General features: G+C 53.7%; 13 protein-coding genes, 1 tRNA gene and 2 rRNA genes (1 of these 16 running past the window's edge). 3 read left to right on the plus strand and 13 right to left on the minus strand.

The features are described from left to right. Positions 1 to 79: 79 nt before the first annotated feature. Both ACTU44_RS21610 and kduI read right to left on the minus strand, forming a co-directional pair. A complete protein-coding gene (locus tag ACTU44_RS21610) occupies positions 80 to 2,548 on the minus strand; it encodes a hypothetical protein (RefSeq protein ID WP_462096348.1) in 2,469 nt (822 codons plus the stop codon). 3 nt (positions 2,549 to 2,551) lie between these two features. After that, positions 2,552 to 3,382 carry a 5-dehydro-4-deoxy-D-glucuronate isomerase gene (gene kduI / locus ACTU44_RS21615; protein ID WP_462097446.1) on the minus strand — a complete coding sequence of 277 codons (831 nt, stop codon included), beginning with the start codon at positions 3,380 to 3,382 and terminating at the stop codon, positions 2,552 to 2,554. A gap of 192 nt (positions 3,383 to 3,574) precedes the next feature. Here kduI and ACTU44_RS21620 point away from each other — a divergent pair, with 192 nt between their 5' ends. Beyond that, a complete protein-coding gene (locus ACTU44_RS21620; RefSeq protein WP_114096958.1) occupies positions 3,575 to 4,597 on the plus strand; it encodes a LacI family DNA-binding transcriptional regulator in 1,023 nt (340 codons plus the stop codon). A 41-nt stretch (positions 4,598 to 4,638) separates the two neighbouring features. Here ACTU44_RS21620 and kduD read toward each other — a convergent pair whose 3' ends face one another. Genes kduD through ACTU44_RS21635 form a run of 3 tightly spaced genes read right to left on the minus strand, consistent with a single transcriptional unit; the run spans position 4,639 to position 7,248 of the window. Then, on the minus strand, positions 4,639 to 5,379 hold the full coding sequence (gene kduD, locus ACTU44_RS21625) for a 2-dehydro-3-deoxy-D-gluconate 5-dehydrogenase KduD (RefSeq protein ID WP_220150274.1): 741 nt from the start codon (positions 5,377 to 5,379) through the stop codon (positions 4,639 to 4,641). Between the two features lie 41 nt (positions 5,380 to 5,420). Continuing rightward, positions 5,421 to 6,743, minus strand: coding sequence for a TRAP transporter large permease (locus ACTU44_RS21630; protein ID WP_258548610.1), 1,323 nt, complete (start codon positions 6,741 to 6,743; stop codon positions 5,421 to 5,423). A 1-nt stretch (position 6,744) separates the two neighbouring features. Further along, a complete protein-coding gene (locus ACTU44_RS21635) occupies positions 6,745 to 7,248 on the minus strand; it encodes a TRAP transporter small permease (RefSeq protein ID WP_336083311.1) in 504 nt (167 codons plus the stop codon). A 446-nt stretch (positions 7,249 to 7,694) separates the two neighbouring features. On the opposite strand from ACTU44_RS21635, the gene ACTU44_RS21640 reads away from it, so the two are divergent. Both ACTU44_RS21640 and bglB read left to right on the plus strand, forming a co-directional pair. Beyond that, a complete protein-coding gene (locus ACTU44_RS21640; protein ID WP_462096349.1) occupies positions 7,695 to 8,669 on the plus strand; it encodes a TRAP transporter substrate-binding protein in 975 nt (324 codons plus the stop codon). A gap of 49 nt (positions 8,670 to 8,718) precedes the next feature. After that, on the plus strand, positions 8,719 to 9,807 hold the full coding sequence (gene bglB / locus ACTU44_RS21645; RefSeq protein ID WP_336083315.1) for a beta-galactosidase BglB: 1,089 nt from the start codon (positions 8,719 to 8,721) through the stop codon (positions 9,805 to 9,807). A gap of 216 nt (positions 9,808 to 10,023) precedes the next feature. Here the strand turns inward: bglB and ACTU44_RS21650 are convergent, their stop codons facing one another. The 8 genes from ACTU44_RS21650 to ACTU44_RS21685 form a co-directional block, all read right to left on the minus strand. Further along, positions 10,024 to 11,091: an ATP-binding protein gene (locus ACTU44_RS21650; RefSeq protein ID WP_181850153.1), complete on the minus strand. Its 1,068-nt coding sequence runs from the start codon at positions 11,089 to 11,091 to the stop codon at positions 10,024 to 10,026. Beyond that, a complete protein-coding gene (locus ACTU44_RS21655) occupies positions 11,081 to 11,779 on the minus strand; it encodes a response regulator (protein ID WP_114097182.1) in 699 nt (232 codons plus the stop codon). Before ACTU44_RS21655 ends, ACTU44_RS21650 begins: the two co-directional genes overlap by 11 nt. Before the next feature lie 118 nt (positions 11,780 to 11,897). Continuing rightward, complete coding sequence (locus tag ACTU44_RS21660) at positions 11,898 to 13,292, minus strand: efflux transporter outer membrane subunit (protein WP_462096350.1); 1,395 nt, start codon at positions 13,290 to 13,292, stop codon at positions 11,898 to 11,900. Between the two features lie 2 nt (positions 13,293 to 13,294). After that, entirely contained in the window at positions 13,295 to 15,241 is a 1,947-nt protein-coding gene (locus ACTU44_RS21665) for a MacB family efflux pump subunit (protein WP_462096351.1), read from the minus strand. After that, on the minus strand, positions 15,238 to 16,431 hold the full coding sequence (locus ACTU44_RS21670) for an efflux RND transporter periplasmic adaptor subunit (RefSeq protein WP_114096951.1): 1,194 nt from the start codon (positions 16,429 to 16,431) through the stop codon (positions 15,238 to 15,240). The genes ACTU44_RS21665 and ACTU44_RS21670 overlap by 4 nt, the downstream gene beginning before the upstream one ends. A gap of 722 nt (positions 16,432 to 17,153) precedes the next feature. Then, positions 17,154 to 17,230: transfer RNA gene (locus tag ACTU44_RS21675), tRNA-Met, on the minus strand. Positions 17,231 to 17,331: 101 nt separating this feature from the next. Further along, positions 17,332 to 17,446 (minus strand): 5S ribosomal RNA (gene rrf, locus ACTU44_RS21680). Positions 17,447 to 17,565: 119 nt separating this feature from the next. Next, a 23S ribosomal RNA gene (locus tag ACTU44_RS21685) occupies positions 17,566 to 18,286 on the minus strand (it continues 2,029 nt past the right edge of the window).

The following is an 18,286-nucleotide window of genomic DNA, read 5'->3' on the forward strand; positions in this document are numbered from 1 at the left end:
AGATATAAAAAAGGCAGGAACAGCACTTCTGCCATTCCTGCCTTCATCATTCAGGAGCCGCCGGGAGGCCACAGCTCCCTCACTGAACTATCGGCAATTCCTTGCGGTCGCCCTCAAGCGTCCATTCCGCAGGATCAAGGGTGCGACCTTCTGCTAACACAACGCCGTCCTGGTGGAACAGCACCGTGCCATATTGCGCATCTTCAATACGATATGTGCCGTTGGTATCGATGTGAACGCTGAGATCGTGATTTGCGGCAAACTTTGCCAAATCACGGGCATGCCCCAATCGAACAACCCATGTTCCATCACGGCCGGAAAGACGCAACTCGTGTCCGGCCGATCCGCCTGTTTTCACAAGCTCCAATGCCCCCGAAGCCGATACAAGTAACGCTCCGTCGCCCGAGCGTGCCCACGCACGATGTCCGTCAAGGTGCCATTCATCAAAGGCCAATGTGGGGAACCATGCATGGGTAAAATCGGGTTGCGGTGCAACCCCTTCAAACCGGACTATCGCAAGATCACGATATTGTTGAACACGTGGAACACTTGCTGATCCCCCCCAGAAAGACGGCCGTCCAAAACCGGACTGAACAATTTCGCCGGGATGGTTGATGAATATCTGGGCCCCCGCTTCACGTCCGATCCGGGCCTGAAGAAGCGTTTCCTGATATCCCCAGTCCCCCCAGCGATAAAGTGCCGCACTACCCATCGCTGTTTCACTGGTTTTGTAGTGATACAGCCGGCAAAACGCATTTTCGCCTTGCCAGAAAGTCCATTCCTGCGCGGTATCGCTTTTCTCCCAGCATGCAATATCGGCAAGATCTGGCAACTCAAGCCCGTGATCCCGCAATGCCAAAGCCATCTGGGCCAGACAATTCACATGTGCCCCAAACTGACCTTTTCCCCACAGTAATCTGGCAAGCCCGTTCAACTCCAAAGTATCAGCAACACAAAGTGAATGCTCATAACTTCGGCCTTGCGCCGCGGTAATAACGCCATGATGGGCCGAGTTGGCAATCATGGTGACCAGTCGCGTAATGGCTTTGGATGCCCGGTTTCGAATGACATCGTCAGGCGCAAGCGCAAACAGGGCTGCCAATCCTTTAAGGTCAATCGGGAAATAGGTTCCGGAATTGAATTCCGCCATTTCCGCCGCTTCGAAGTGATCGAACCACGCCATCAAGCGTTCAAGTCCCGCCTGTTTCTGTGCGATGCCGTTACGGTCAGCGCGCCTGAAATGAGACTGCGGCAACAGATCGCCGGCCAGATAGGCAGAAGTATGGAACAACAATGCATGGTTTTCCGAGAAGTACCATTGAACATCATTCCCCGGTTCATCCATCCAATAACGGAATTCCAGAATGGTGGCATCGATACGCTCAATCAAAGCGTCCGACAACCGGTCTGCAAAAACAATGCGGGTCCACAAAAGTGGAACAAGTGCAAAATCAGCACAATCAAAGCACTGCTCGATCCCGGGCAAAGCTTCTTCAATGATAGCCTCGGCGCGCGCCAAAGACATCTCATCCCCGACGGCAGCACAGGCAAGTGCGGTCTCGGTATCGGTTTCACCGTTCTTTGCAATCCATGCAAGGCTCTCGGCAATGCGCGCCTCAAGGCTTTCAGGTGCAGGCCCCGTCACAGAACGCCGACTGACCTCCGCGCCAAGCCGCGCTTCGGACTCAAAACCGCCGCATTGGAACGAAAATCCAAAATACCGATAATCGGCCGGAAAATTACTTGAAGACGCCAGCCGCACGCGATTGGCCCCCGCAGGAATTTCAAACGTCACATCATCATGATCATGCGACATGAAATGACCGGCAACCCTGACCCGGCAGCAAACCTTGTCAGGAAACGGCACTGGCATGACAAGCCAAATATCATCGTTGTCATAGAATTTTCGATCAAGATGCATGACATCAACAGCTGCCTCGACCGCAGACACGGTATCAGCTGCAGCCGGAAAACAATTTCCAGCCTCGGCCTTTGGTCCGCTAATCCAGACAAGGGCAATGCGAATAACCGCATCTCGCTCGCACAGGTCTTCAAACTGAACCGCAATCTCGTTATGGCCCTGCAACAGATTGGCCTCGAACTCGAACTCGTCCATTGCGTTACGGCTGGCAGGTGAAAGCCAGGCGACAGCCTGTTCATTCACATAAACACGCGCGGCCCCGCAAATTCCCAAGCGCAACCTGGCGGGTCCCGCATCAATGGCATTGATCGCCGTTCTGGCCCAACCCTGAATATGAGTTGCTCGAAACCAAAAACCCGAAAGATCAAGGAACGGTGATCCTCCTGGTAAAATGTTTCTCGCCTTGCGCCAGTCAGGAAAAGGTAATTCCACAATCTCTTTCCCCCGGCGTTCGGCAATATAAGCCGTCCGGCAAGGATAGGTATGCGGGATGAAATTCTTCTCCTTTGTGAGGAAGAATGTTGAATCCATCTCGCCTTCCATCGGCATGTCCGCCACATCATATGCCCGTTCCTCAAGTGACGTGACCTGCCAGTAAGGAACAGATGCCCCGGATTTAAGCAGCATGACTTAACGCAGCTCCTTAATGGCAACCGGCGAAACATCAGTATATTCCTGATTTTCCCCGGTCATGCCCCACACGAAACCATAAGGTCCTGTACCGGCGCCCATGTGAATAGACCAGGCCGGAGACAAGACAACATCGCCATTAGCTACAACCAGATGGCGGGTATTATCAGGGCGCCCCATAAAGTGCATAACCCGATCTTCATCCGAAAGATCGAAATAGCAATACGCCTCCATACGACGCTCATGCAGGTGCGGCGGCATCGTGTTCCAGACAGAACCCTTTGCGGGATCGGTAATCCCCATCAGCAGCAGGCAGGATGGTGCGACCTCTGGATGAATATACATCGCCAGAGAACGGCGATTACTTTGCTCTGTATCCCCCATCTCAAGGACTTTGGCTTCGGCACGGGTGATCAGACGCGTCGGCACAGAGTGCCCGGCCGGGACAGAGTTCATGTAAAAGCGCGCCGGACTTTTTGCATCAATACTCCCCATCGTCACGACTTCCACACCGCGACCAACATACAAAACATCCCGGTTCCCAAGGTCATAGCGCATTCCATCGACTTCGACCCAGCCTGCACCGCCAAGATTTGCGATCCCCATTTCACGTGCATCAAAGAACAAGTTCGTTCCGACATCTTTGCCATCACCAAAGCTAAGCGCCTTCTCTGTGGGCACGGCACCACCAACAACCATCCGATCAAAATGAGTATACGCAAAGCTGATCTGTCCCGGCGTAAAGAGCCGCTCGACCATAAAATTCTCGCGTAACTGGGTCGTGTTCATTCCATTGATCTGATCGGGACCGGCACCATAGCGTTGTTCCATAGCCACGAGATATCTCCTAAGGATGTTCCTGCACGTTCAGCCACTGCTTTTCTCAGCGGCGCACTTATAAATTAGAAGAAACAGGAAGGTGGCTTCCTGCTCCATACAAGAAAAAAACATCACACCAAGAAATTTTTCGTGCAATATGTAAATAAATTCCACAAACTGATGGAAATCAGGAAAGGAAAGAACATGGCAGTCAGTGGACGCACCAAAATCAGTGACATCGCCTCGCGTCTTGGGGTTTCTACGGCAACTGTCTCACGTGCCCTAAGCGGCAACGGCTACGTCAGGGAACATCTCGCCTCCAGAATCCGCGCAGCTGCCATTGAAATGAACTATGCCGTTTCCAGCACTGCTGCCGGACAAAAAGTCCTTATTGTCTCCTCACAAGAGGCGATGATCGACTTCAAGCGCAGCCAATTCACCATGTATGTTCTCGAAGGGGTACGGGAACGCGCCGAAAGCCGGGATATACGGATAGAATCTTACATCTATCAGCCCAATCAACCCTTCGAAGATCTCTACAAGGCGGCGCAGGCTCCTGATTTGATTGGTCTGTTACTCGTCTCGGTCGATGACGCAACACTCGATTTTGTGCGCGTATCGGATATGCCCGCCGTATTGGTCAACGGTGATGATCCGGAAATGCAGCTAAGCTCGGTCACACCATGCAACCGATCTGCGGCATCTTTGGCAACCAAACATCTGATTAATCAGGGGCACCGCCATATCCTGTTTCTCAACCGTCCCGGCAGACGCACGATTCAGCGCCGCTTTGAAGGATGGCGCGATGCTATGGCCGAACATTACAATCCCGCCTATGTGATCGATATCGATGACTGGACCGCCGAAGCCGCAAGCCAACGCATTGCCGAGGTCATTGAGACCAACCTGTCCTTCAGTGCCATTGTCGCAGCAGGCGATATCCTGGCCGTGGGCGCTGTTTCCGCCCTGCAAGCCAAAGGTTACAACGTCCCCAAAGATGTTTCAGTGGTCGGCATTGATGGCCTGCCGCAAGGCCAGTACATGTCACCCGCACTGACATCTGTCAAAATTCCGATGCAATCAGTCGGCGCCCTGTCTTTGGACTTGCTAATTGAAACCTGCCGACTGACCAACGCCGATATTGATATGCCCGCACGCCGGATTGAACTGGCATGCGAACTGATCAGCCGCGAAAGCGTATGCCCGCCACCGGCAAAACTACGCTGACTGAGATGTCAGGTTAACCGCGATCAGCGCTGCAAACCGCACTAACGTGCAAGCCAACCGCCATCAACATTCAGGATTGCGCCCGAAACATAGTCTGATGCGGGGGCCGCCAGATAAACTGCGGTTTCCGCAATATCATCAGGACGCCCCCAACGACCAGCTGGAATACGATCCAAAATAGCCGCTGACCGCTGGGGATCGTCACGCAATGCTTGTGTATTGCTTGTGGCGATATAACCCGGCGCAATCGCGTTGACATTGATGCCGCGCGCGGTCCACTCGTTTGCAAGAATGCGAGTCAAACCGGCTACGCCGTGCTTGGACGTGGTATAGGACGGAACCCGAATGCCGCCCTGAAACGACAGAAGCGACGCGATATTCACAATCTTGCCCTGCCCTTCTCGCGCAAATATCTCTTTGGCGAACGCCTGCGAGGTAAAGAAGACAGCCTTGGCATTTACATCCATGACCGCATCCCAGTCCTCTTCCGTAAAATCGATACAGTCGGCACGGCGGATGATGCCTGCATTATTGACCAGAATGTCGATATTGGCCCCTTCAAACAGGGCTGCACCTGCCATGGGATCCGCAAAATCGACAACAACCTCGCTTGCGACACCGCCCGCATCGCGAACCACCGAGACCGTTTCGCCACAGGTTCGCCGTCCCGCGCAGACAACTTCGGCGCCAGCACGTGCCATTGCAACGGCAATAGCCTGCCCTATTCCAGCATTGGCACCGGTTACCAAAGCTTTTCGACCGCTCAGCGAGAACGCATTCATGATATAACTCCGCTTGAATAGGATTAGGGTTGGGTGAAGCGTCACATCAGCCCGAGGAAACGCGGCAATGCCAATGTGATCCACGGGACATACGTGGTCAGAAGCAAGGCTGCAGATGTCGCAAAGAAGAACGGCAAGATCGGCCTTACCACCTGATCAATTCTCAGATTGGCAACAGCGCATCCGACAAAAAGTACGCTACCGACCGGCGGTGTCATCGATCCAACCCCAAGGTTAAATATCATGATGATCCCCAAATGCACCGGATGAATGCCAATCTCGGTCGCAATCGGTAAAAAGATCGGGGTAAAAATCAACACTGCCGGTGTCAGGTCCATAAAGAATCCGATGATCAGCAGGCAGATATTCATCACCAGCAAGATCACGATGGGATTATCAAAAGTCAGAATGGCTTCTGCAATAACATTGGGAATACCGGCAATCGTCATGACATAGGACATTATGCCCGATGCCGCGATCAGAAACAGGATTGAGCAACTGGTAACTGCCGACGATTTCAAAGCTTCCAGATATTCCTGCAAGCTTGCCATCCGGTACATTAGCGACAAAACAAATGAATACAGAACTGCAACCGCGGCACCTTCTGTGGCGGTGAAAGCTCCTATCGCAATGCCACCAATGACCAGGATAATCATCAACAGTGGCGGCAGAGCCTGCCATATCACTTGCAGGACTTCCGACCAACTGACACTGCCTTCCGTGCGATAACCGCGGCGCACGGCAAAAAAGGTAATGACCATCATAACCGACAGTCCCATCAAGATTCCCGGAAGATACCCTCCAAGAAACAGGGCAGAAATCGACGTGCCCCCCGACACCAAGGAAAACAGGATCAACGGTCCGCTCGGCGGAATCAGAATGCCCGTCGGAGCCGATGCAATATTCACCGCTGCAGAAAAAGCAGGGTCATAACCCTCTTTTCGCTGCAAAGGTCCCATAACGCCGCCAACAGCGGCCGCAGCTGCAATAGAAGATCCGGAAATCGACCCAAACAGCATATTGGCCAACACATTCGTATGGGCCAATGCACCGGGCATACGCCCGCCCAGCAATTTCGCCAAATTGATCAATCGGATGGCAATGCCACCCTTGTTCATGATGTTACCTGCCAACACAAAAAACGGGATTGCCAAAAGCGTGAAACTGTCGATGCCCGAGAACATCTTTTGAGCACTGACAAAACTGATAACGCTCGACGGCAGATAGGCAAATCCCGTCACGACCGACGAAACACCGATCGCAATCGAAATCGGCGTACCCAAGGCTAAGAGACCGAAAAACAGAACAAACAGGACAATTGCCGCGCCCGCAGGATCAAGCATGAAATCAACAAGGACATCCATTTCAAACTGTCTCCTGCACGTCTTCAACCGGCGCCAGTTGCCCCAGACCGATCAGAACAATATTAAGGGCCTGCAACAAAATTATCAGCCCCGCCGATACCGGAACAGCAAGGTAAACCATCCCCATCGGGACCTGCATGATCGGTGAGAGCTGTGCCATCGCCGACATGCTTGCCCCCCAGCCGCCGATCAGCATCGTAAAACTGGCAAATGCAATGGAAATGATCCCATTCAGCATTGCCAATCCTTTACGCCACCACATCGGCCCCAGAAAAACCAACAGATCAAGTGACAAATGTTTACGGCTGCCAAAACAGTACGCCGACCCCAGAAGCGCCATCCAGATCATTGTAAACCGAAGCGTTTCTTCCGTGAACAAGGCGGGCGTTGCCAGCACATAGCGGGTAAAAACCTGCCACAGCATCAGGACCACCATGCAGCACAGCGTGATTGAAATAATCACCAGCAGCAGGCGCTCAATACCATGCTTGAGAGATTGCAACACTTCGCGTTTCCTCCGTCGAAGTTACCTGGCGCACGTTCAGGTATTATTTTTATTTCGATTATCTCGAGACCATGCGATGTGAAAAAAGAATCTGCAATCTGAAAATTATTTTCACACCCAACTCATTGCCGGGTTCACACTTTAAAACTGGATGATACAACAGCATCCAAGAAACCATTACGCCCACCATCACATTCACAACACGATGTAACTGCCTCAAATTTGCAGTCACAAAGATATTGGCGCGCTGCAGCCCATAAATTCGAATGCTGACTGCCGTTCTGAGCTGCTTCAATGCACCTCCTAGCACGCTCCAAAAATGAAAATTTATTACATATAGAAATTTTATTTTCATAGTGACAGCTTTATCCACATGCCATCGATGAAACGCGCTGGCATTTTCGTCACCGCCATTCAGGCGGAAAGAAGCCTAAGGGAGGAAAACAATGAAATATCAAAAACTTGCTCTTGCCTTAACCGCAGTCGCAACCCTTGTGACCGCCCAGGCAGAAGCCAAAACCCGCCTGACTCTGGCCAACTCGCTATCGGCAGACCATCCAACCAGCACGGCCCTGCAGCAATTCGCTGATGAAGTCAAAGAACGCACAGATGGCGAAGTAACCATCCAGCTGTTTTTGAACGCGGTTCTGGGTTCCGAGCGTGAGGTTCTTGAACAGCTTCAGAACGGTGCAGTTGACATGACCCGTGTCAGCGCCGGCAACCTCGAAAACTTCGATCCGGTATTCAAGGCATTCACCCTTCCCTATATCTTCAAGGGTGAAGACCATTTCTACCGGGTCATGACAGGACCGGTTGCAGATGAGGTCTATAACGCCACAAAAAGCAACGGCTTTGTCGGCCTGACCTTCTTCGACAGCGGCGCACGTTCCTTCTATACCGTCGACAAGCCGATCAACACGCCAGAGGACCTCGCCGGTCAGAAAATCCGGGTTCTGAACTCCAACAGCTCGATCCGCATGGTTGAAATGATGGGCGGCACGCCCACTCCAATGCCCTATGCCGAAATCTATACTGCCCTGCAGATGAGCGTGATCGATGGCGCGGAAAACAACGTCACGGCACTGACTATCGGACGTCACGGCGAAGTTGCAAAATTCTATTCACAAGACGAACATCTTCGCATTCCGGACTTCCTGGTGATCTCCAAAGCGGCAGCCGAAAAACTCACCGATGAACAGAATACCATCGTCAAGGAAGCTGCTCTTCACGCAACAGAGTCCTTCCGTGCGATCTGGGGTCAAGCCGTCAAAGACGCTTCGGCAGAAGCCGAAAAAATGGGCGTCACCTTTGTCTCACCGGATCAGGCACCTTTCCGCGAAAAAGTCATGCCGTTGCTTGACGAGTATCGCAACGATCCAGATTTCGGCAGCCTCCTGACCCAGATCCTCGAAACAGAATAATTTTCCGCTCCGCGCCGACCAAATTCCTCAAAAAAAGCGAGACACAATAATGGGAACCGATACCGTCAGCCTTCGCGACGAATTGAAAGAGAAAATCTCTCAGATAGTGACAGGCTTGCGTAACCTGCGAGACGAAGGACAGTTCAACGAGCCGAACCTTGATGGAACAGCCGGTGATTATGTCAGTTTCGATAGTTGGGAATGGCCACAGGGTGTCGGTCTGTACGGAATTGCGCAACTCTGGCTCCAGACCGGAGATGAAGAGGCGCGGAGCATTCTGGAAAATTGGTACGAAAAACAACTTTCCCTAGGTCTGCCGTCCCAGAATGTGAACACGACGGCCCCCATGCTGGCGCTTTCCATTCTATGGCATAAGACCCGGGATCCTCGCTGGGAACCCGTGCTTGACGATTGGGCCAACCGGCTGATTGCGGAAGCCCCGCGCACCACATCAGGCGGTTTCCAACATGACGTTTCGGACAAGATCAACGATGGGGAACTTTGGGACGATACCCTGTTCATGCTCGCCCTGTTTCTGGCGTCCTACGGTCAGGCTTCCGGTCGAAAAGATCTGGTCGAAGAAGCCAAATTCCAGTTTCTGGTGCACACTCACTATCTTTGCGAACCCGAAACCGGATTATGGTTCCATGGCTGGACCTTCGATGGACATCACAATTTCGCCCGAGCCCGCTGGGCACGTGGGAATTCTTGGATTTCCGCCGGAATACTGGATCTGATTGATCTTGCCGATCTCGATGCAGCAACACGCCGCTATCTGCTCTGGGTTGTTAAGGCCCAACTATCGAGCCTGATAGAATATCAGACGGAAAACGGCACATGGCATACTTTGGTCGATGACCCGAGCTCCTACGAGGAGATTTCTGCGACCTCTGCAATCGGCTATGCACTGCTCAAAGGATATAGGCTGGGTCTCGGGCCTCAAAGTTGGAAAACAGCCGGCCAGAAGGCTCTGCATGCTGTGCTGGACAACATCGACGGTAATGGTGTCGTGCAACAAGTCTCTTATGGTACCCGTATGGGGCATGATCTTGAATTCTACAAAAATATCCCGCTGCACCCGACCGGTTACGGACAGTCGATGGCACTTCTATGCCTCGTCGAAGCGCTCAATCACTGAGGGCATGAACAAGCCCTGGCCCCTTGATGGAACCAGGCGCCTTATCTGAAGGAAACGGGTTTCAACAGAACTTTGCGCCTGTTGCCCCTGCACCACATATTCAGGTTGCCGAGGTGGTAGTTTCCTCTCTAGACGACTTGACACGTTTACAGATCACCCATTCTGCAAGACCGGCATAGTCATCGGCGTAGTCAGGATTTTTGGACATTGGTACAATCAGACGACAGGTTGCACTTGGCAAGGCAGCCGGATTTCGACGGCAAGACCGGGTTGGTTGGCCGGGAATATCAACGCATCACCCCCATGCGCCTGTGCGATGGCCTTGACAATCGACAAGCCCAAGCCGGAGCCGCCGCTGCTACGTCCCCGCGAATCATCTGCACGCCAGAACCGCTCGAAGGCGCGCGCGCGGCTCTCTTTGGAAAGGCCTGGCCCTGTATCCGTACAGCGGAAGAAGACATGCTTCTCGTCCATGCCGGTCTCGACATGAACCGTGCTTTGCGGTGCGTAACGGCAGCAGTTTTCAAGAACCGCCACGAAAGCCTGCCGCAACCGCGCGCGATCAGCACTCAGAACGGCACTGGATAATTGTCGCGTTACTGTAATCCCGGCTGCATCGAAATGCCCCTCAAGCGAAGCAAGTGCCGCCTCGGCCTCCGTCGCAATGTCCAGAGATGAATACTGCAGATCCAGCTGTCCCGCGTTACTCAGCGCCAGTGTTCGCAACTCCTCTACGATGGCCGACAGGTCATCCACATGGTTAATCAAACGACCATACAGTTCGGGACTGGGTGTAAAGGCGCCATCGAGCAATCCCTGTAACCTCCCGCGCAAAATGGTCAAGGGTGTTCGCAATTCATGTGCTATTGCCGAGTTCGAGTATTTCAACTCGGCTTCTGCCCGCTGCAGTCGCCCTGCCATCTGATTGAAGTCATCGACGAGGTCGCTCGCCTCTCCAAAGTTGCCCCGCCTCAATGAAGCGCGTGCCGAAAAATCTCCGTTCGCAACCTTGCGCGCAGCCGCAGCAACGGATTTCAGTGGATCGGCAATCCGTCGCGCAAGTACCCATCCCATCAATGAGGCGGTAAATAAACCGATCCCCAGCAGGAGGCCCAAGGTGACAATATCACCGGTGCGCAATACATCGTCGTCAGTAAATTCGGGATAAAGCCATTCATAAATGAAGAAAAAATATGCAATCAGCCCGAAATAAACGACGGCAAAAGCAAGCAGGGTAAGCATAATCATCGCGCGAACGATGCGGGAGTTCAGACTATTGGCCATGTGCGTTGTCCAGTCGGTAACCGACACCACGAACACCTACAAGCATGCCATCAGCCCCGGCAGCAGCCAGTTTGCGACGAAGATTGCTTACATGGCTGTCCACTGTTCGATCGAGAGCCTCGCCCTCCGGCAAGCAAGCATCGACCAGTTCCGAGCGCTCGAACACTCGACCTATCCTCAATGCCATAAACGCCAGAATACGAAATTCGGTTCTGGTAAGGCCAAGTGTAACCGCGCCGTCCGCGCTTTCGACCTCGACCCGATAGGCTTGCGGATCGATGGTTAACGGTCCAACGCGCAACATCTGCCCGGTATCGCGGGCGATGGTTCGCCGCAAGACCGCCTTTACGCGTGCGACAACCTCAAGCGGGTTGAACGGCTTAACCACATAATCGTCTGCACCAATGCGTAGTGCTTGTAACTTGTCGAGATCCTCCGCGAGCGCCGTGACCATGATGACGGGCGTATCACCCCGGCGGCGTATCGTAGCAAGCACCTCATAACCGTCCTGCCCCGGCAGCTTGATGTCCAACACCACAAGGTCTGGTCGCAAGCGCTGGTGATGAGCAAGCCCGACAGTGCCATCACCAGCGGTGACCACCCGGAAACCTTCGCGTGACAGATACGTCCCGATAATTTCGGCAATCTCGGGTTCGTCTTCGATGATCAGGATTAAGGCATTGTTCATGACCATATTTTCAATCTTTGGTTTTCGACTCACAAGAATTCAATTGATTGAGGTGCGTTTCATTTCAAGGTTTTTGGCGTTGATACGATAAATTCTCTGTCTTGAAGAATGCACTTCATCACCGTGCTGCCGCGACCTCGTCATTAGCGACTGCTGTACTCCCCCCAAGAGCGCGATACAGGGTTGATGCGTTCACGAACTGTGCAAGCCGAACGTCGGCGAGAGCCACTTCAGCGGACCGACGACGTTCCTGTGCATCAAGCCAGATGCGCAGGGTTATCGCGCCTGCCCGATAACGTATCTCGGTCAGCTTCTCGACTCCCTGCGCGGCCTCATAGGCACTATTCAACCGACGTGACTGCTCGGCATAGTTTGAGCGCGCACCCAGCGTATTGGCAACGTCTGCAAACGCATTGAGCAAGGTGGTTCGAAACGTAGAGACAGCCTCTTCATATTGTGTTTGCGAAACCGCAATCGTCAGATTCATGTCCTTCAGGTTCAGGAAGGACAGAACAGTCCCTGCCCCCAGTGTCGCGACCGGGTTGGAGATGAAAGATATGAGCTGATCGCTGCTCGTCCCCAAGCCACCAGTCAACGATATCCCCGGATAGAAGCTGGTCCGCGTCGCATCCACATTCTTCAACGCCCCCTTCAACCGTGCTTCTGCCGCACGAAGATCTGGACGGCGGGCAAGAAGATCAGCAGGCAAACCTGGCGTGATCTCTGGCAACTTCTGCCGTGGCAATCTGTTTAGTTCGGGAACCGGATTTGGCCCACCGTTCAAAAGAACCGTAAGCACATTTCGCAAAACAAGGCGTGCCTGCTGCAACTCGGATACGCGCGCAGCCTGTGTCTCGACAGTCTGTTCAACTTCCCAAATCTCAAGTTCGGAAACCCCGCCAACATCCATCTGTTTTCGGACGAGGTCCTGTATTTGCCTTACATAGTCAAGGCTGCTTTCGGCCGACGCAATCGCTTCATTCGCATGAGCAATACGAAAATAGGTCTCGACGGTCATGCCGATAATTGCAAGGCGAGCCGCCTCGTAATCCTCACGTGTTGCCTCGGCCTCAAAGCTCGAACTATCTCGCTGCGCTGCAAGTTTCCCCCATAAATCAACTTCATAAGAGAGCCAGATAGACGCAGACGAGGATGAGGTTGCAGCGACATTTCCATCGAGAGGCTTTGCTCTGGAACTGTTAAGATTCCCGCTCAATTTCGGGAACAGGGCATTCGCCGCAAGATCAGCTTGCAAGAGCGCTCTGCGCGCCCGAAGGGTCGCGGTGAAAATGTCATTGTTACGAGCGACCACCTCTTGGATCAGCGTGGTGAGTTCCCGATCTCCGAAAGCGATCCACCACTGATCTGTACTTACTTTGGCAGTGTCTGAGGAGATCGGGGCAGACCATGTCGGCCCTTCTGGCAAATCCGGGCGCAGATAGGCTGTAGACTGGCTCGTACAACCGACAAGAACAATAAAAAGACAAGGGATAATCAATCTGACGAAAACCATGACTACTCTCTGGAAAGCGCATCGACCGGATCGAGGCGTGAGGCATTGCGGGCTGGCAGAAAACCGAAAACGAGGCCGATGAGAAGCGCAACCAGACAGGCTGAAAGGATGGCGTCGAAAGAGATGATCATCGGGAACTGGCTGCCCTGTCCACCAAAGGCAATGGCTGCACCAAGTGCCAGCCCAACACCGAGGAAAGAACCCGCAATACAAATCGTGACTGCCTCAATCAGGAATTGAAGCATGATGTCGATACGACGAGCACCGACTGCCATCCGCAGACCTATTTCACGGGTACGCTCGGTGACGGAAACCAGCATGATGTTCATGACGCCAATGCCACCGACGATCAGAGAGATCACCGCGACAGACGAAATCAGCAGCGTCATGGTCTGCGACGTCTTTTCCATGATCCGGCGCAACTGGTCACTATTGAACACGAAGAAGTCCTGCGTACCGTGACGGCGTGTCAGCAGGCCGACGATTGCACGTTCGGCAACGATTGTGTCGACATCGTCAGAGATACGAACAGTCAGCCCGGCAAGGCTTGTTGCCGCCCCAAGCAACCTGCCGGTCACGGCAGTATAGGGAAGGTAGATTTGCAGGGTTTTGCCGGACATCCCGGACCGCTGCGCAACCGTGCCAATGATCACCACCGGCACCCGATCGATCATGATAACCTTGCCAAGCGGAGATTCATCTCCCGGAAAAAGCGTAGATGCGGCTCTTTCCTCGATAACGGCCTCCTGCCGGCGTTCAGCGATACTGTCGGCCGAGAAGCCGGTGCCCAGCACGATTCTGAGGCCGTTTACCCGAAAGTAATCCTCACCAACACCGTCAACATTAGCTGACATGGTCGTGCGACCGAGCCGAATGCGCGTACTCGTCGACACCAGAGGTGTGACGCTGTCGATATAGTTTTGCGCAGACAACACCTCAGCATCGGCCACAACCAGAGAGGTGATGCTTTCGGCACGTTCATCGTCCCAGCCATGTCCGGGAAAAATCGAAAGTGTGCTGGCACCAAGTTCGCTGATCTCGGCAAGCACCCTCTGGCGCGTTCCCTCGCCCAAACCAACGACTGAAACCACGGCAGCAATGCCAATGATGATCCCGAGCATGGTAAGGAATGTGCGAACCCGATGTGCCGCCATGGAGCGCACCGCCATGGGAAAAGCTTCCGCAACCCGTCGATGGAAACCTGCCAGAACACCAACAGAATCTGAGTTTAAAAAGGAAGGTAAAGGCGCATCAACGACCGGTTCGCGGCACCGCTTGTCAGACAGAACAAGGCCGTCACGGATTTCTACAATACGATCGGCGTGGGAGGCGACCTCCATATCATGGGTAACCATAATGACTGTATGGCCGTCCCGATGAAGCTCCTTGAGGATCTCGAGAACAGTTTCACCGCTTTTACTATCCAGCGCACCGGTCGGTTCGTCGGCAAGGATGATACGCCCGCCATTCATAAGCGCGCGCGCAATGGACACGCGCTGCTGCTGACCACCGGAAAGCTGACCTGGACGGTGATCTATACGTTCACCAAGGCCAAGGCGCTCCAGAAGTAAATTTGCCCTCTCTCGTCGGGTCACAGAATCAATGCCTGCATAAACAGCCGGCATCGCCACATTATCGGCCGAGTTGAGCGTGCCTAGCAAATGGTAGCGCTGGAAGATGAAGCCGAAATGCTCTCTTCGCAATGCCGCCAGTTCGTCAGCGCTCAAACCGGCCACACTGTGGCCTCCGACACGGTAATCACCCGCAGTCGGCTGATCGAGGCAGCCAAGAATATTCATAAGCGTCGACTTGCCTGATCCGCTGGCACCCACAATCGCAACAAGCTCGCCGCTGTCGATACGAAGGTCTATCCCCTTGAGGGCGGAAACCGTCTCTTCGCCGGTTTGAAACAGCCGCGTGACGTTCTCTATTTCCAGTAAAGAGCTCACATCATCTCCATAGCGTTTGCGTTTGAGTCTGACGCCTGACCGTCGGCCGGAATGACAACTTCCTCGCCAATCTCAAGACCATCAATCACTTGCGCTTTGATCCGGTCCGTCAGTCCTACTGAGACAAGGCGTTCTGAAATTTCGCCGGAAGGAGAGCGCACTTGAATATGATAGCGACCGTTCTGATCTCGCTCGGTCAGTGCTGACCAGGGCACAAGCGGGACGTCCTCTGCATGCCCCACCACAATGGTTACAAGAGTTGTCATCATTGGGCGCAGTCGGCCATCAGGGTTTGGTGTTGTAAATAATCCGTTGAAATAAACAGCCTGTGCCACCTGCCCACCGGTTGTGGAGGCGGTCGCGGAATCCGTCGCGATCGATGTCGGGGCAGGCGCAATCTGCTCCAATCTGCCAACTGTCGGAAAATGGGTTTCGCCCATGATTGTGAAACGCACCGTCTGACCGGGTTTTACGCGGGTGATATCGGCCTCTGATATCCTTACCTTAACCTGCATCACGTTCAGCTGAGCCAGCACAATGATCGTCGGTACGGCCAGATTGGAGTTCAAGGTTTGGCCAGCCTTGGTCACGACCGCAACCACCACACCATCCATTGGTGCGACAACCTTCGTGTAGCCAAGGTTGGCTTTTGCATTCTCAACCTCCACCGCGGCTTGGGCGATCTGCGCTTCCAATGCCTCAATATCAGCCGCCAGGACATTGAACGCCGCCTCCGCCGTCTCAAGCTCAGCCACAGACGCAGCACGCTGAAGAGCCATACTCTTCTGTCTGTTATAGGCTTGCTCGGCGCGTTTGAATTCAAAGCCGCGGGCCTTGCGCTGGGCCTTGACGTTGGCAAGCGCTGCCTCTGCGATGCGCAGGGCGTATGCCTGCGCTGTCGGATCAATCTCGGCGATCAGGTCCCCGGCCTTGATTTTCTGGCCCAATTCAACGTGTAGCGCTTTCAACTGGCCCGAAACCTGTGCACCAACGCTTACGACCCGGACAGGTTCGAGTTCTCCGTTCGCAAGAACCGTTTCCTCGATCGTGCCGCGCGAGACACGTTCGGTAAGCACAGATGCCTGCGGCTCTTCTTCGAAAACACCACTGGCCGACGCAATTGCGACCAGTGCTACAACAATTATGCCTCCGATGATCAGAGGTCGACCAATGCTATCCAACAGTTTCATTCTTGCTGTTACCAACCGAAGTTTATTTACCAGGGAAAATGCCCATCGCCCCATCAGCTCCACTCTCGCCACGACGTGACTGATATGGCCAACTGTGGACCGGTCCTTTGCAAGATTTAAAAGTTCCCACGAAGATGATCACTTTCTTCACGCACCATCCCACGCCGCAGTGAAAGTTAGGTCGACATTGTGTGGAGATTTGGTGGACGCGCACTTATTCGCCCCGCCCACCAACTCCCAGGCTGGTGTCCTCAGGCGAAGAACCCAGGGTTTGGTCGACAACATTTGATGATCAATGTGCGGAGGAGAGGGCTTCAAGATTGAGAATATCCTGACGAGACCTGATATCTCGCGTCCTGGCAGACGCACCCGAAACTCAAACAGAGTATTTACGAACTGTGCAGCAAGCGCTGTTCAGATATCGATAGGCCTCTACTCTCGCAGACGAGAGCCCACACTTACACGTACAGGCACAGACATTTAAACCCCGCAACGAGGGCGAGCTGGCAACGGCTAGATATCTTGATGCCTCACGACCGCAGTCTGCGCACGGCTGTCGCCGTGCTCAACCTTCGAGCTAAAAAGGTGCCACTGGCACCTTTTTCATACGCTCTCAGCCTTCAGTTATGAGCACAGGCTCAGAACGCAGGAAGACCGAAGGTTCTAATACTGACCCAAGACTAAAACGACAAAACCCCGCCGGATGGCGGGGTTTGTCATTTTGGTTGCGGGGGCAGGATTTGAACCTGCGGCCTTCAGGTTATGAGCCTGACGAGCTACCGGGCTGCTCCACCCCGCGTCAGGGTGAGATCTGTTTTTAAACAGATAACGCCGCGTCTGAGAGAAGCGGCGTTTGATGTTTGGTGTGTATATAGGGAATATGATTGCTGTATTTGGAAGGCCCGGCGGTGACCTACTCTCCCGTGCCTTAAGACAAAGTACCATCGGCGCAGGCTGGTTTCACTTCTGAGTTCGGGATGGGATCAGGTGGTTCCCGGCCGCTATGGCCACCGGGCCGTCCAAACACAGCGAAGAGATCGGAGATCGTGATTTAGTTGCGAAGTTTTGTTGTATGTATTGGTCTTGCATGATTTTACCGCTGCGCAAGTCATTGCAGATCAGTAGCAAGAGGGATCAATCAAGCCGATCGATCAATTAGTACTGGTTAGCTTCACACATTGCTGCGCTTCCACACCCAGCCTATCAACCTGGTGGTCTTCCAGGGATCTGATAGGGATACCTAGTCTTGAAGGGGGCTTCCCGCTTAGATGCTTTCAGCGGTTATCCCTTCCGCACTTAGCTACCCGGCGATGCTCCTGGCGGAACAACCGGTACACCAGAGGTGCGTCCATCCCGGTCCTCTCGTACTAGGGACAGCTCTTCTCAAGTATCCTACGCCCACGGCAGATAGGGACCGAACTGTCTCACGACGTTCTAAACCCAGCTCACGTACCACTTTAATTGGCGAACAGCCAAACCCTTGGGACCTGCTCCAGCCCCAGGATGTGATGAGCCGACATCGAGGTGCCAAACACTCCCGTCGATGTGGACTCTTGGGGAGTATCAGCCTGTTATCCCCGGCGTACCTTTTATCCGTTGAGCGATGGCCCTTCCACGCGGGACCACCGGATCACTATGACCGACTTTCGTCTCTGCTCGACTTGTCAGTCTCGCAGTCAGGCAGGCTTTTGCCATTGCACTCTTAAGCTGATGTCCGACCAGCCTGAGCCTACCATCGCGCGCCTCCGTTACTCTTTGGGAGGCGACCGCCCCAGTCAAACTACCCGCCATGCAGGGTCCCGGATCCGGATAACGGACCTCGGTTAGATATCAGGAAGCAAAAGGGTGGTATCTC

The organism is Thalassospira sp. SM2505, assembly GCF_054901115.1.

Coding starts and splice junctions, on each gene's coding strand:
- ACTU44_RS21610 (WP_462096348.1), bottom strand. CDS start 2,548: ATGCTGCTTAAATCCGGGGCATCTGTTCCTTACTGGCAGGTCACGTCA.
- kduI (WP_462097446.1), bottom strand. CDS start 3,382: ATGGAACAACGCTATGGTGCCGGTCCCGATCAGATCAATGGAATGAAC.
- ACTU44_RS21620 (WP_114096958.1), top strand. CDS start 3,575: ATGGCAGTCAGTGGACGCACCAAAATCAGTGACATCGCCTCGCGTCTT.
- kduD (WP_220150274.1), bottom strand. CDS start 5,379: ATGAATGCGTTCTCGCTGAGCGGTCGAAAAGCTTTGGTAACCGGTGCC.
- ACTU44_RS21630 (WP_258548610.1), bottom strand. CDS start 6,743: ATGGATGTCCTTGTTGATTTCATGCTTGATCCTGCGGGCGCGGCAATT.
- ACTU44_RS21640 (WP_462096349.1), top strand. CDS start 7,695: ATGAAATATCAAAAACTTGCTCTTGCCTTAACCGCAGTCGCAACCCTT.
- bglB (WP_336083315.1), top strand. CDS start 8,719: ATGGGAACCGATACCGTCAGCCTTCGCGACGAATTGAAAGAGAAAATC.
- ACTU44_RS21650 (WP_181850153.1), bottom strand. CDS start 11,091: ATGGCCAATAGTCTGAACTCCCGCATCGTTCGCGCGATGATTATGCTT.
- ACTU44_RS21655 (WP_114097182.1), bottom strand. CDS start 11,779: ATGAACAATGCCTTAATCCTGATCATCGAAGACGAACCCGAGATTGCC.
- ACTU44_RS21660 (WP_462096350.1), bottom strand. CDS start 13,292: ATGGTTTTCGTCAGATTGATTATCCCTTGTCTTTTTATTGTTCTTGTC.
- ACTU44_RS21670 (WP_114096951.1), bottom strand. CDS start 16,431: ATGAAACTGTTGGATAGCATTGGTCGACCTCTGATCATCGGAGGCATA.